The sequence below is a fragment of the Streptomyces sp. RPA4-2 genome, from assembly GCF_012273515.2.
Classification (GTDB): domain Bacteria; phylum Actinomycetota; class Actinomycetes; order Streptomycetales; family Streptomycetaceae; genus Streptomyces; species Streptomyces kaempferi.
In genome coordinates, this window is sequence record NZ_CP050975.2 from 1,451,407 (window position 1) to 1,464,448 (window position 13,042).

Below are 13,042 nucleotides of genomic sequence, written 5' to 3' on the forward strand. Positions count from 1 at the left end.
CTGGTTCGGGCAGCCGCCCGGGGGCTGACCCCGCCGGGTGTCCCCGTGCCGGTCCCCTGGGCCGTCCCGACGCCGATCCTGGCGGTCGTCCCGACGCCGATCGCCGCGGCCGTCCCGACGCTGGTCCTCGCGGTCGTCGGGAAGCCGGTCCCGGTGGCCGTCGGTCTCGTCCCCGGGCTCGTCCTTCTCGTCGTCGTCCCGGCGAGGTCCGGCGACGAGCCGGTCCAGCCATCCGCCCGGCCCGCCGGGCCACGGCGCGCTCCCCTCGTCCGCGAAGCGCTCCCCGTGTCCGGTTCCGCGCGACATGTCCCGCATGGCGCCACCCCCAGCGGCTCCGTCCGCGGGCCGCTCCCGCACGGTCCGCGGCTTCCGTGCGTCTGATAGCCGCGGGGTTACCCGGCCCGCACGGTGATCCACCATCCACGTGGCACGTACATCCGTCCCGTCCACGGGGCTGTTTTGCCCCTGGCCCATGCCGGACGCACGCGCCCGCTGTCAGACACGCAGGGGCGGGGAACCGCGCAGCGGCGCGGCCAGCGCGTCGAGCGCCCGTTCCAGGCCGTGCAGGTGGGCGAGCGCCTGCTCGGCACCCGGGTGCCGGCCCGGCACACCCGGATCGGCCGTCAGGGCACGCTCCGGCACCGCTCCGACCAGGGACTCCACCGCTGTCTCCACGCGCCGGCAGGCAGCCGTCAGCCGGGCGTCGTGGGAGGCGTCCGGGTCCCCGGCGACGGCCACGAGACCGTGTGTCTCACGGGCGCAGTCGTCCAGCAGGGCGAGCACCTGACGGGCCCGCGCCTTGCGCGCCCGCATCGGGTTGAGGGGATGCACCAGGGGCGCGAGCGCCATCCGTACGCGCCCCAGGAGTGCTTCGAGCTCCCCCGCATGGGGTGCGGGGTCCGCGGTCTCGTCCCCCGCGAGCCGCGCGGTCGCCGCCGCGGTACAGCCGTGTACCGCGTGCAGGGCCCGCTCGACCCAGCGGTCGGTGACCGTGTGCGTGGTGAGGGGCAGGATCAGCGCGACGCCGAGCGCCGCGCCGAGCGCGCCGACGCCGGTCTCCGCGAGCCGCAGCACGATCAGACCCGGGTCCAGCACGCCGAGCAGACCGTAGAGCAACTCGGCCATCAGCGTCACCGCGAGCATCATCCAGGTGTACGAGACGGCGGCCGCGTAGAAGATCCCGAAGACGCACACCGCGACGAGAACGGCGCTGGGGACCGGCGCGCCGTGCAGGGGCACCGCGACGACGAGGCCCAGGGCCATGCCGAGCACCGTACCGAGCACCCGGCGGAAGCCGCGCACCAGCGTCTCGCCGCGCGAGGCGGTGTTCACGAAGATCCACCAGGTGGCGCCCACGGCCCAGTACCAGCGGTCCTGCGACAGCCACTGGCCCACCACCAGCGCGAAGGCGGCGCCCACGGTCGCCTGGAGCGCCTGGCGGGTGGTCGGCCTGGCCCAGCCCCTTCCATGCGGTGCGGGGGGCGTCGCGCCCGGCGGCAGCCGCCTCTCGAAGCACCACAGGGCGAAGCGCACCAGCGAGGAGGCCAGGAGCGAGAGCAGCACCGCGACGTACAGGCCGGGCAACTGCCGGGGAACGGCGTGCAGGAACTGCGCCATGAAGAACGTCATGAACGCGAACACGCCCAGGGAATGACCCCGAGGTCCCCATCGCCGCGCGTACACGCCGGCGCCGACGACCGCCAGGAAGGCCAGGTCCCTCGCGACCGGGTGCTCGTGCAGCCCGGCGGCGAGGGCCAGGACGGGGAAGCCCACGGCGGGCAGCAGGGCCGTGGTGACGGCCTGCCCCCGCACGGTCGCGTCGGTCACCGTGAAGAGGGCGAGCAGCGCGGCGAGGCCACCGGCCACGGCCCCCACGAGTCCCCGGCCGGCAAGGCCGCACAGGGCCACCGCCAGACCGATGCCGAGGACCGACCGGGAGGCGTTGCGCAGCCGCAGCCGTCCTGGATCCGGCGCCATGAACACCCTCTTGAGCACTGCCCCGCCCTCTCACCACCGCCCGGCCGAACCGGCATGGAAAAGGCGCCGCGGGATTCCGCAGCGCCGTCGATGGGGACATCACACCATCCGCGGCCCACCTGGCTCAACAGAGGTCGGATCCGGTGGACCATTGGCCCACCCCGGCCGACCCACACCGTGCCAAGGATGAGCCAACGGATCACCCGGTGGACAGCACGTCACTCGACGGGCAGGTCCGGCCGCACGAGCGTGCCGGACCTGCCGTGGACGATCTCGTACGCCGCGTCCAGGGCGCCGATCGCGGCCGGTCCGCCGGTGCGCTCGACGAAGCGCGCGGCGGCCTCGGCCTTGGGGCCCATGGAGCCTCCGGTGAAGCCGCCCCGGCGCAGCTCGGCGGGCGTGGCGCCGGGCAGCGGCCGCTGCCCGGGGGTGCGGTAGCCGGCGTAGACGCAGGGCACGTCGGTGAGGATGAGCAGGAAGTCGGCCGCCAGGTCCTCGGCGAGCCGCGCCGCGGTGAGGTCCTTGTCGACGACGGCCTCCACGCCGGTCAGCGCGCCGGTGTCGTGGTCGGCGGTGACGGGGACGCCTCCGCCGCCGGCGCAGATGACGAGTGCGCCGCCCCGCAGCAGCTCGTGCACGGTGTCCGTCTCCCATACCCGCTCGGGCTCAGGGGAGGGCACGACGCGACGCCGGCCCGTGCCGGCCGCGGCGAAGTGCCAGCCGCGCCCGGCGGCGAGGGACGACGCCACGTCCCGTGGGTACACCTGGCCGACGGGCTTCGTGGGGTGGTCGAAGGCCGGGTCGTCGGCGCGCACGAGGGTGTGCGTGACCAGCGCGACGATCCGGCGGCCGGGCAGCGCGTCGTGCAGGCTGCGGGCCAGCAGGGACCCGATCATGCCCTGGGTCTGGGCGCCCAGGAGGTCCAGCGGGTAGGGGGCGCTCAGCGCGGGGTCGGCCGCGCTCTCGCCGGCGAGGAGGCCGAGCTGTGGCCCGTTGCCGTGCGTGATGACCATCTCGTGCTCGTGGGCGAGGGCGGCGAGCGCGGTGGTGACCCGGTCGACGTTGGCTTCCTGAACGGCCGCGTCGGGGCTTTCGCCCCGGTGCAGCAGGGCGTTGCCGCCGAGCGCCACGACGATGCGCATGGGTCGGTCCTTCTCGGGGGTCGGTCCTTCTCGGAATCGGTCCTTCTCGGGGGCAGGATTTGTGTGTGGGACGGCTGGGGTCGTCGGGGGTCGGTCCTTCTCGGAGGAGCAGGGTTCGCGGTCGGGCGGGAGGGTTCGTCGGGGCGGGGAGGTTCTCCGGGGGCGAGCGCGCTTCAGAGGGAGAGGTCGACTCCGTACGCCGTGCGTCCGCCGACCAGTTCACGGCCGGTCACCAGTTCGGGTTCGATGCGGATGAAGACGTCGCGGGGCGTGGCGACCCAGGAGCGGGGCCCGATGCGGGACAGCCTGCCGTGCTCGGCGGGGTCGGTCACCACCGTCGCGCGGCCGGTGACGACGACGCTCCAGCCGGAGTGCGCACGGGCGTCGACCTCGTCCGCCTCGAAGGCCACGACCACGCCGTCGACCGAGCGGGCCAGGTCCGAGTCCGCCGCGGTCCGCAGCAGCACGGCGGAGTCGGCGTCCAGACAGAAGGTGACCGGCAGCACCGCGGGCAGGGCGTGACGCGTGTGCACGATGCGGCCGACGGGCGCCCTGACCAGCAGGACGAGACACTCCTGCCGGCCGAGTTCACGGAAGCCGTCGTCGGAATACATCACAGGTCGACTTTGATCCGGCGTCCGGAGATGTCGGCGGTGTCGATGGAAAGCCACACCAGGCCCTCGCCGCCCACCCACGGCGCGCTGTACGCGAGCTCCTCCAGCCGTCGTACGGCGGCCGGGTCCGTCACGGTATGGGCCCGGCCGCGTACGAGCACGCTCCAGCCCTGGCTCAGCGCCTCGTCGATGTGGTCGACCTCGAAGGCGACCCGGGCTCCGTCGGCAGCGGCGGGTGTCGAGCCGGGTGCCGTCCTGCAGACCACCGCGCCGTCCACGACGCTGTAGTTCAGCGGGCCGATGTACGGGCCGCCGGGTGTGTCCACGGCCAGTCTTCCGACACCGTGCGTCGACAGCCGCGCCCGGCACTCCTCGGTGTCGAGCACCAGTAGTTCGGGGTGGCGGCCGGCCCGGCCGACGCCGGGCGGCAGGTCGGCGTCACCGCCGCGCAGGGCCGTCACGCTGGTCTCCAGGACGTCGGCGAGCCGGATGAGCAGGCCGACGCCCGGTGTGGCCGTGGGCTGGTCCTCGATGTACTGGATGTAGCCGGGAGCCGTGCCCGCCCGGGCGGCCGTCTCCTCCCTGGTCAGACCCAGTTCCTCACGTCGTCGGGCGATACGGCGCCCGATGTCGCCCTGTGCGCTGTGCGCTGCCGGGGACACCGTGTCCGGCCGGATCTGTCGGGACATGGCCTTCACTTCTTCCTGTCGGGAGGCACTGGTCGCCGTCCTGCCGGGAGGCCCTGATCGTCGTCCGCCGGGGGCGCTGGTCGCCGTCCTGCCGGGGGCTCTGATCGTCGTGGCCGGCCGTGCGGAGCAGTCGTACGAAGACGAAGCGGCCTCGTACGTCCAGCGTGACCGTGGTGGACGCGGTCCGCTTGGGCCGGTCGGACCCCTTCCCCGGCCGGACGGGGCAGGACGGCCACCCGCGGTCCGGGGCGCGCGGACGGGCCGTGGCTGCCGTCCCGTCCGATGCCATGCGGCCCGGTCCCCGGGGCCGGGTGGCCCCTGGCACCGGCCGCGGGACGGGGAGAGTGTGAATGCGGCAGGGCCACGCGTCAGGAAGAGACAGGGACATGAACGCTTCCCCCACATTCACCAGGCTGCGGGCACTGCCCGTCGAACACCGCGAGCACCTGATGCGTCTCGCTCGCGAGGTGTCGTTCCCCCAGGGAACCCGTCTGTTCGAGGAGGGCAGGCGCGCGGACCGGTTCTGGATCATCCGGACCGGCACCATCACGCTCGACCTGCGCGTACCGGGCCGTCGCGCGGCCGTCATCGAGACCCTCGGGCACAACGAACTCATCGGCTGGTCCTGGCTGTTCCAGCCCCACATCTGGCATCTCGGCGCCGAGACGACCAGCCCTGTGCGCGCGTTCGAGTTCGACGCCGAGGAAGTCAGGACCATGTGCCAGGACGACCCGGTGCTGGGAATGGCGGTGGCCGAGTGGGTGGGGGACACCGTGGCGCGACGGCTGCGGTCGGCCAGGACACGGCTGCTGGACCTGTACGCGCCCTACGGCAGCGGCCCGTTCGGCTGACGCCGGCGGCCCTCGTCGGCCGCGTCGCCCGGGTTGGACCGGTCGGCCCTGGTGCACCCGGGCCCGGAAGGCGATGATCGTCGTCACGACCGGCTCGCGGTCCGGGACGTAGGTCCGCCCGGGGAACGATCGGCGGTCCGCCAGGGAACATCCGCCAGGGAGCAACGGAACAAGGGGTCGTCATGGCCGAGGCGCGTGCCTTCACGGAAGAGAACCCGATCCGGGTCTTTCTGCTGGACGACCACGAGGTCGTACGCCGCGGCCTGACCGATCTGCTGGACACCGAGCCGGACATCTCGGTGGTCGGCGACGCGGGCAGCGTCGAACAGGCGCTGGTGCGCGGCCCGGCGCTGCGCCCGCACGTGGCCGTGCTCGACGTACGCCTGCCGGACGGCGACGGGATCGGCGTCTGCCGCGAGCTGCGCAGTCAGATGCCGGATCTGGCCTGTCTGATGCTGACGTCCTTCGACGACGAGGAGGCGCTGCTCGACGCGATCATGGCCGGGGCCGCGGGCTATGTGCTCAAGCAGATCAAGGGCTCCGACCTGGTCTCGGCGGTGCGCACGGTCGCCTCGGGCCAGTCGATGCTGGATCCGACCACGACCGCCCGGCTGATGCGGTCGCTGCGCGCCGACCCGGCCGGGGAGCTTACCCTCGCTCCCGAGCTCGTTTACTCGCCCCGCGAGCGCGACATCCTCGCGCTCATCGGGGACGGGCTCACCAACCGGGAGATCGGCAAGAAGCTGTACCTGTCCGAGAAGACGGTGAAGAACCACATCTCCCGGCTGCTGGCCAAACTCGGTGTCCAGCGGCGTGTGCAGGCGGCGGTCCTGGCCAGCCACCTGGAGAACCCGGACACGACGGGCCGCTCCGCACGCTGAGGCGCCGCGCCCCACAGCCCGCGTGCCCCGTACCCCGTGCCCCGTGCCCCGGCAGAGGGACGGCACCGCGACATCACCGGTCCGGGACGCCCGCTTAAGCCCCTCGCCCGGCACCACCCGGACCACCGTCTCGGACGCCCCCGGCCCCCCGGCCGCCCGCGGGTCGGCCGGGGCCACCGGCACCCGCCACACCAGCCGCGTACCGCCGCCCTCCGGCCTCTCGCCGACCGTCAGGGATCCGCCCAGGGCGACGGCACGCTCCTCCAGGTTCCGCAGCCCGCTGCGCCCGGCCCCGGGGGGCACCCCGCAGCCGTCGTCGGCCACCGTCAGCGTCAACTCGCCTCCGCCGCACCGAAGCCGGACGTCCACGGCCCGTGCCCCGGAGTGCCGGGCCGCGTTGCTCAGTGCCTCTCCGAGCACCGCGACGGCGTGGTCGGCGATCTCGCCGGGGACGTCGGTCTCCACGAGCCCCTCGATCCGCAGCGCGGGCGAGAACCCGAACGAGGTGGCCGAGGCCGTCACCGCCTGCGAGACCCGGCCGCGCAGCCCGCTGTCCTCCCCTGTACCGGCGCCGTGCGCCCGCAGACCGAAGATCGTGGACCGAATGATCTTGATGGTGTCGTCGAGGTCGTCGACGGTCCGCGTCAGTCGCTCCCTCCCCTCCGGATGCTCCATGAAGCGCTGCGCGCTCTGCAGGGTCATGCCCGCCGCGAAGAGCCGCTGGATGGCCAGGTCGTGGAGGTCGCGGGCGATGCGGTCACGGTCCTGGAGCAGCGCGATCTGTTCCGCGTCCCGGCGCCGTTCGGCCAGTTCCAGGGCCAGGGCGGCCTGGTCGGCGAACCCGAGCAGCGGACCGGTGTCCGCGTCACCGAACGGCACGCCGCCCGGTTCCCGCCCCAGCAGCAGCACTCCGCGCGCCTTTCCACTGGTCCCCAGCGGCACCGCCACCACGGGCCCGAGCCCGGCCCACAGGGCCGCGTCCGCGCCCGGCCGGGCGTCGTGCGCGAGGTCGTGAGCGATGTCGGTGCTGACCACCGGCTCGGCCGTGGCCAGCGCGGCTCCCACGAGGCCGTCCCGGGAGGACAGCACCAGGCCGCCGCGCTCGCGCGCACCGAGGCCGACCGCCAGTGCCGGACGCAGGGCCTCCTCGCCCGGCACCCGCTCCGCGATCATCCCCATGTCCGCGCAGACGATCTTCCGCGCCTCGTCGATGATCAGTTCCAGCACCTCTTCGCCGGGCGCGCCGGTCAGCAGCACGCTGGTGACCTTCCCGCTGGCCCGCTGCCACCGCTCGCGCAGGCGCGTCTCCTCGTACAGCCGCGCGTTCTCGATGGCGACCCCGGCCGCGACCGCGAGCGTCGACAGGACCGACTCGTCCTCGGCGTCGAACTGCGTGCCGCTGCGTTTCTCGGTGAGGTAGAGGTTCCCGAACACCTCGTCGCGCACTCGGATCGGGACCCCGAGGAACGAGTGCATCGGCGGGTGGTGGGCGGGGAAGCCGTACGACTCCGGGTGCCGCGAGAGCTCCGGCAGCCGCAGGGGCACCGGGTGCCGGATCAGCTCGCCGAGGAGCCCGTGCCCGCTGGGCAGCGTCCCGATCCGCGCGCGCCGCTCGTCGTCGATCCCGACGGTCAGGAACTCGGACAGCTTCCGGTCCCCGCCGATGACGCCGAGCGCCCCGTACTCGGCGTCCACGAGCACCACCGCGGCCTCCACGATGCTGCGCAGGACCTGCGGCAGGTCCAGCTCCCGCCCGACCGAGAGGACGGCCTCCAGCAGGCTGTGCAGGCGGTCCCTGGTGCCGCGCACCGCGTCGATACGCACCTGCAGCTCGCCCAGCAGCTCATCGAGCCGCAGTCGGGGCAGATGCTGCCCGGACCCCTGGCTCCCGTCCGCGTTCATCGCTTCCTCCGACCGGCAGGGCAGACAAGGCAGCTCGGACCAGCTCTCGTGTCTTCACGGTACTGGCCGGGAGCCCCGGTCTCATCACCAGGACGCCACGGGGCCCCCGGACGGGGCTCGCGCCGGAATCGACCCGTCGGTACCGAGGAACGCCGCCGCACCCCGGGGCGTACGGAGTTCGGCGGCGTTCCTCGGCCCGGTGCTCATCGGGCGCCGGAAGCCCGCTCGGGGTGTGCGGTCACGACGGCGGGCTCCTCCTCGACACCCACGGGGTGCCGGTCGTCAGCCGGTCCAGCTCCAGTCGGCGACCTCGGGCAGATCGGTGCCGTGTTCGCGGATCCAGGCGTGGTGGCGGGTACGGACGTCGGCCATCCGCTGGCGTACGGCGGCGGCGCGGACGCCGAGGCCGGGGACCCGGTCGATGACGTCCATGACGAGGCGGTAGCGGTCCAGGTCGTTGCGGACGACCATGTCGAAGGGGGTCGTGGTGGTGCCCATCTCCTTGTAGCCGCGGACGTGCAGGTGGGGGTGGCCGGTGCGGCGGTAGGCGAGGCGGTGGATGAGCCAGGGGTAGCCGTGGTACGCGAAGATCACCGGCTTGTCGGTGGTGAACAGACCGTCGTACTCGAGGTCGCTCATCCCGTGCGGGTGGTCCTCGTGCGGCATCAGACGGGTCATGTCGACGACGTTGACGACGCGTACGGCGAGTTCGGGCAGTTGGCGCCGGATGAGGTCGGCGGCGGCCAGAACCTCCTGGGTGGGGACGTCGCCCGCGCAGGCGAGGACGACGTCCGGTTCGCGGTCCGCGCCGACCGAGCCCGCCCACTCCCAGACGCCGGCGCCGCGGGCGCAGTGGGCGCGCGCCTCGTCCATGGAGAGCCAGTCGAAGCAGGGCTGCTTGCCCGCGACGACGACGTTGACGTAGTCGCGGCTGCGCAGCACGTGATCGGCCACGGACAGCAGGGTGTTGGCGTCCGGCGGCAGGTAGACCCGTACGACCTCCGGGCTCTTGCTGAGGACATGGTCGACGAAGCCGGGGTCCTGGTGGGAGAAGCCGTTGTGGTCCTGACGCCAGACGTGCGAGGTGAGCAGGTAGTTCAGGGAGGCGATCGGGGCACGCCACGACAACTCCCTCGACGTCCTGAGCCACTTGATGTGCTGGTTGACCATCGAGTCGACGACGTGGACGAAGGCCTCGTAGCAGGAGAACAGGCCGTGCCGGCCGGTGAGGAGATAGCCCTCCAGCCAGCCCTGGCAGATGTGCTCGGAGAGGATCTCCATGACCCGGCCGTGCCGGTCCAGGTGTTCGTCCACCTGGAGGGTCTGGGCCTGCCATGCCTTGCCGCTGGCGCCGTAGACGGCGTCCAGCCGGTTGGACGCGGTCTCGTCGGGGCCCACCAGCCGGAAGTCACGGCGGTGCGCACTGTCCCTCATGACCTGTTCGAGGAGGTCGCCGAGGACGCGGGTGGGCTCGTGCTGGGTCGCGCCCGGCTTGTCGACGGGTACGGCGAAGCGGTCCAGGGAGGGGACCGGCAGGTCGCGGACGAGCAGACCGCCGTTGGCGTGCGGGGTGGCGCCCAGCCGGCGCGCTCCCTCCGGGACACAGGTGAGGACCTCGGCGACGGGCCGGCCCTCCGCGTCGAAGAGCTCCTCGGGGCGGTAGGACCGCAGCCAGGACTCCAACTGGCGCAGATGTTCCGGGTTTTCGCGCACGGAGGCCAGCGGGACCTGGTGGGCGCGCCACGTCCCCGCGACGGGCAGGCCGTCCACCTCGGCCGGACCGGTCCAGCCCTTCGGCGTGCGCAACACGATCATGGGCCAGTGCACCCGTTCCGCCACGCCGTCCTCGCGGGCGGTGCGCTGCATCAGCGCGATGCGGTCCAGGGCCCGGTCGAAGGCGTCGGCCATGGCCCGGTGCACCTGGTGCGGGTCGTCACTGGTGACATGGATGGGGTCGTGGCCGTAGCCGCGCAGCAGCTCGTCGAGTTCGGGCTCGGGGATGCGGGCCAGCACGGTCGGGTTGGCGATCTTGTAGCCGTTGAGGTGCAGGATCGGCAGGACGGCCCCGTCGTGGACCGGGTCGAGGAACTTGTTGGAGTGCCAGGACGCGGCCAGCGGGCCGGTCTCCGCCTCGCCGTCCCCGATGACGCAGGCGACCAGCAGGTCCGGGTTGTCGAAGGCGGCGCCGTAGGCGTGGGCGAGTGAGTAGCCGAGCTCTCCGCCCTCGTGGATCGAGCCCGGTGTCTCGGGGGCGACATGGCTGGGCACGCCACCGGGGAAGGAGAACTGCCTGAACAGCCGCTCCATGCCGGCCGCGTCCCGCGACACGTTCGGGTAGGTCTCGCTGTAGCTGCCCTCCAGCCAGGAGTTGGCGAGCACGGCCGGCCCGCCGTGACCGGGTCCCCAGACGCACAGCGCGTCCAGGCCGCGGGCCCTGATCACCCGGTTGAGGTGGGTGTGGACGAGGTTGAGTCCGGGCGAGGTGCCCCAGTGGCCCAGCAGCCGCGGCTTGATGTGGGCGGGGGTCAGGGGCTCGGTCAGCAGTGGGTTGGCCAGCAGGTAGATCTGGCCCACGGCAAGGTAGTTGGCGGCCCGCCAGTGGGCGTCCAGGGTGCGCAGTTCCTCGTCGCTCAGTACGGTGGCGTCCTGTTGTTCCACCTTGGACGGTTGGACCTTGGGCATGGTGACTCCGAAGTCATCGGGGCAAGTCAGCGGGCGGAGGAGGCGGCATGGCCGGCAAGAGGACGGCGGCGTTGCCGGGGGCGGTGTACGAGCGGGAACTGCTGCGGCTCCAGACGGAACTGGTGAAGCTCCAGGAGTGGGTGCGCACCGAGGGCGCCCGGCTCGTGGTGGTCTTCGAGGGACGTGACGCGGCGGGCAAGGGCGGCACGATCAAAAGGGTCTCGGAGCACCTCAACCCGCGGGTCGCACGGACCGTGGCGCTGCCCAGGCCGACCGAGCGCGAGCGCACCCAGTGGTATTTCCAGCGGTACGTCGAGCATCTGCCGGCCGCCGGGGAGATCGTTCTGTTCGACCGCAGTTGGTACAACCGGGCCGGTGTCGAGCACGTCATGGGTTTCTGCACCAAGGAGGAGTACCAACTCTTCCTGCGTCAATGCCCGATCTTCGAGCGCATGCTCGTGGAGGAGGGGATCGTGCTGCGCAAGTACTGGTTCTCGGTGAGCGACGCGGTGCAACAGGACCGGTTCCGGCGCCGGCTGAAGGACCCGACGCGGCGCTGGAAGCTCTCTCCGATGGACCTGGAGTCGATCACCCGCTGGGAGGCGTACTCCCGGGCGAAGGACGAGATGCTGGTGCACACCGACATCTCGGAGGCTCCCTGGTTCGTGGTCGAGAGCGACGACAAGCGGCGCGCCCGGCTGAACATGATCGCCCATCTGCTCGACTCGGTGCCGTACTACGAGGTGCCCCCGCCGGTGCTCGAACTGCCGCCCCGGCCGCCGTCGACCGGGTACGAGCGGCCGCCACGCGATCTTCAGACGTACGTCCCCGACCACGCGGCGAGCCTCTGAGCCGGTCACGGTGTTCCCGCCCGGCCGGGGACGACGGCGACCGGGCAGTCGGACCCGTGCAGGACGGCGTGCGCGATCCGGCCGACCGGCAGACCGACGTGTCCGTGGTGCCGGTCGGCACCGACGACCAGCAGGTCCGCCTCGGCCGCGGCGGCCAGCAGCACGCCGCGGGCGGGCCCCTCGGCGGCCCGCAGGCGGAGTTCCACCGAGGGATGGTCCGCCGCGGGTCCGCCGAGCGCCGACTCCAGGATCTCCACCGCCTGCCGCTCGTTCCGTCGGGCGGGTTCCCCCTCGACGGGCGGCTGGTCCGTCGGCTCCCGGCCGGGCCACCGCCAGGCCCGTACCGCGTCCAGGGCGGCCCCGCGGGCCTGCGCCTCCTGGAGGGCGAAGCGCGCGGGTGCGGAGCTGTGCGGGCCGTCGCCGACCCCGAGGACGATCCGCCGGTGCTCCCCGGCCGCCGGGCGGCTCTCGTGGCCACCGCGCAGCACGATCACGGGGCAGTCGGCACGAGCGGCCACCGCGAGGCTCACCGAGCCGAGCAGCAGCTCGACGAGCCCGTTGCGCCCGCGCGAGCCGATGACCAGCGCGCAGGCGGCGTGCCCCTCGTGCAGCAGGACACTCACCGGGTCGTCGGGCAGGACGTCGGCGGACACGTTCACGCCGGGCCGCCGGTCACGGACACGCCGCGTGGCGGCTTCGACGACGTCCTCCACCATCACCTGCTCCGAGGGCCGGTCCGCTCCCGTGGCGCGGGAGACTCCCTCGTAGCGTTCCCACAGTGAGGCGTTCACCAGCCGCAGCGGAGCACCGCGCAGCGCCGCCTCGTCCGCCGCCCAGTCCACGGCGCGCAGACTCGGTTCCGAACCGTCGACGCCCACGACGAGGGGAAGCTCCAAGATCCTCACCTTCCCGTGCCGGGATCGAGGACGATCCCGGTCCTGGCCCGACCGCGCGGCACCTCGTCGGCGGGCTCGTCGGCGGACGCGAGCGGACGGGTCCCGTGGACGGCTCCGGTCCGGTCCACGGCGTGCGGCCGAAGGACCTCGGCGGCGTCGTGCCACGTCCCGGGGTCGGATCCCGTCACCGTGATGCCGTCTCGGACCGTGCCGTGGAGGGGGGCCCGGATCGTGCGGTACGCCGGCACGGCCACCCTCACGAGTTTCCCGCCGGGCCGCAACCCGGGGCGGGAAGGGGCGAAGGCGGCTTCGACCACCGTGGTGGTGATCCGCTCGCCGCGCGGCGTCCCCCCGCCGGACGGGCCCCGCTCGCACCGCCCGCGTGCCCGCCCCGGCCGGGGCACGGCCGTTCGCCGCCGCCGTGACGTCGGCCGCCGCGGAGCCGGACGGGTGACACCCCGGACCAGAACCTGCCCGTGGCCCGCCGCGGGAGCGGGACGCTCCTCGACGACCGGAAGCCCACCGAAGACGGCAACGCTGCGGGGCATGGTCTCCCT

The 13,042-nt window shown here is 73.2% G+C and carries 10 protein-coding genes and 1 pseudogene; 3 read left to right on the plus strand and 8 right to left on the minus strand.

All coding sequences use genetic code 11. The annotated features are described in order from the left end of the window. Window positions 1-495 precede the first annotated feature (495 nt). From HEP85_RS05925 to HEP85_RS05940, 4 genes are all read right to left on the minus strand, one after another. Window positions 496-1,995, minus strand: coding sequence for an FUSC family protein (locus HEP85_RS05925; RefSeq protein WP_329285729.1), 1,500 nt, complete (start codon window positions 1,993-1,995; stop codon window positions 496-498). 200 nt (window positions 1,996-2,195) lie between these two features. Continuing rightward, window positions 2,196-3,119: a carbamate kinase gene (locus HEP85_RS05930; protein ID WP_329285731.1), complete on the minus strand. Its 924-nt coding sequence runs from the start codon at window positions 3,117-3,119 to the stop codon at window positions 2,196-2,198. A gap of 173 nt (window positions 3,120-3,292) precedes the next feature. Continuing rightward, the gene (locus HEP85_RS05935; protein WP_168533377.1) at window positions 3,293-3,733 is read right to left on the minus strand and encodes a pyridoxamine 5'-phosphate oxidase family protein; all 441 of its coding nucleotides are present in this window, start codon (window positions 3,731-3,733) and stop codon (window positions 3,293-3,295) included. Next, window positions 3,733-4,422: a pyridoxamine 5'-phosphate oxidase family protein gene (locus tag HEP85_RS05940; protein WP_329285733.1), complete on the minus strand. Its 690-nt coding sequence runs from the start codon at window positions 4,420-4,422 to the stop codon at window positions 3,733-3,735. The genes HEP85_RS05935 and HEP85_RS05940 overlap by 1 nt, the downstream gene beginning before the upstream one ends. Before the next feature lie 386 nt (window positions 4,423-4,808). Between HEP85_RS05940 and HEP85_RS05945 the strand changes: the two genes are divergently transcribed. Further along, window positions 4,809-5,273, plus strand: coding sequence for a cyclic nucleotide-binding domain-containing protein (locus HEP85_RS05945; protein WP_168526818.1), 465 nt, complete (start codon window positions 4,809-4,811; stop codon window positions 5,271-5,273). A gap of 182 nt (window positions 5,274-5,455) precedes the next feature. Further along, window positions 5,456-6,154 carry a response regulator gene (locus tag HEP85_RS05950; RefSeq protein WP_369658110.1) on the plus strand — a complete coding sequence of 233 codons (699 nt, stop codon included), beginning with the start codon at window positions 5,456-5,458 and terminating at the stop codon, window positions 6,152-6,154. Between the two features lie 174 nt (window positions 6,155-6,328). Here the strand turns inward: HEP85_RS05950 and HEP85_RS05955 are convergent. After that, window positions 6,329-8,056, minus strand: a pseudogene (locus tag HEP85_RS05955) (GAF domain-containing protein); the annotation flags it as partial. Window positions 8,057-8,338: 282 nt separating this feature from the next. Continuing rightward, the gene (locus HEP85_RS05960; protein ID WP_168526820.1) at window positions 8,339-10,738 is read right to left on the minus strand and encodes a phosphoketolase; all 2,400 of its coding nucleotides are present in this window, start codon (window positions 10,736-10,738) and stop codon (window positions 8,339-8,341) included. Window positions 10,739-10,785: 47 nt separating this feature from the next. Here HEP85_RS05960 and ppk2 point away from each other — a divergent pair, with 47 nt between their 5' ends. After that, window positions 10,786-11,589: a polyphosphate kinase 2 gene (ppk2, locus tag HEP85_RS05965; RefSeq protein ID WP_168526821.1), complete on the plus strand. Its 804-nt coding sequence runs from the start codon at window positions 10,786-10,788 to the stop codon at window positions 11,587-11,589. Window positions 11,590-11,594: 5 nt separating this feature from the next. Here ppk2 and HEP85_RS05970 read toward each other — a convergent pair whose 3' ends face one another. Together HEP85_RS05970 and HEP85_RS05975 are read right to left on the minus strand one after the other, a co-directional pair. Then, window positions 11,595-12,485 (minus strand): universal stress protein, encoded by an 891-nt coding sequence (locus HEP85_RS05970; RefSeq protein WP_329525684.1) that lies wholly within the window; start codon window positions 12,483-12,485, stop codon window positions 11,595-11,597. A 5-nt stretch (window positions 12,486-12,490) separates the two neighbouring features. Beyond that, on the minus strand, window positions 12,491-13,033 hold the full coding sequence (locus HEP85_RS05975; protein ID WP_369657621.1) for a hypothetical protein: 543 nt from the start codon (window positions 13,031-13,033) through the stop codon (window positions 12,491-12,493). Between the last annotated feature and the right edge of the window lie 9 nt (window positions 13,034-13,042).

Bases quoted from the DNA above. Each gene is read 5' to 3' on its own strand.
- HEP85_RS05940 (WP_329285733.1), bottom strand. From the start codon at position 4,422: ATGTCCCGACAGATCCGGCCGGACACGGTGTCCCCGGCAGCGCACAGC.
- HEP85_RS05950 (WP_369658110.1), top strand. From the start codon at position 5,456: ATGGCCGAGGCGCGTGCCTTCACGGAAGAGAACCCGATCCGGGTCTTT.
- HEP85_RS05930 (WP_329285731.1), bottom strand. From the start codon at position 3,119: ATGCGCATCGTCGTGGCGCTCGGCGGCAACGCCCTGCTGCACCGGGGC.
- HEP85_RS05945 (WP_168526818.1), top strand. From the start codon at position 4,809: ATGAACGCTTCCCCCACATTCACCAGGCTGCGGGCACTGCCCGTCGAA.
- HEP85_RS05960 (WP_168526820.1), bottom strand. From the start codon at position 10,738: ATGCCCAAGGTCCAACCGTCCAAGGTGGAACAACAGGACGCCACCGTA.
- HEP85_RS05975 (WP_369657621.1), bottom strand. From the start codon at position 13,033: ATGCCCCGCAGCGTTGCCGTCTTCGGTGGGCTTCCGGTCGTCGAGGAG.
- HEP85_RS05935 (WP_168533377.1), bottom strand. From the start codon at position 3,733: ATGTATTCCGACGACGGCTTCCGTGAACTCGGCCGGCAGGAGTGTCTC.
- ppk2 (WP_168526821.1), top strand. From the start codon at position 10,786: ATGGCCGGCAAGAGGACGGCGGCGTTGCCGGGGGCGGTGTACGAGCGG.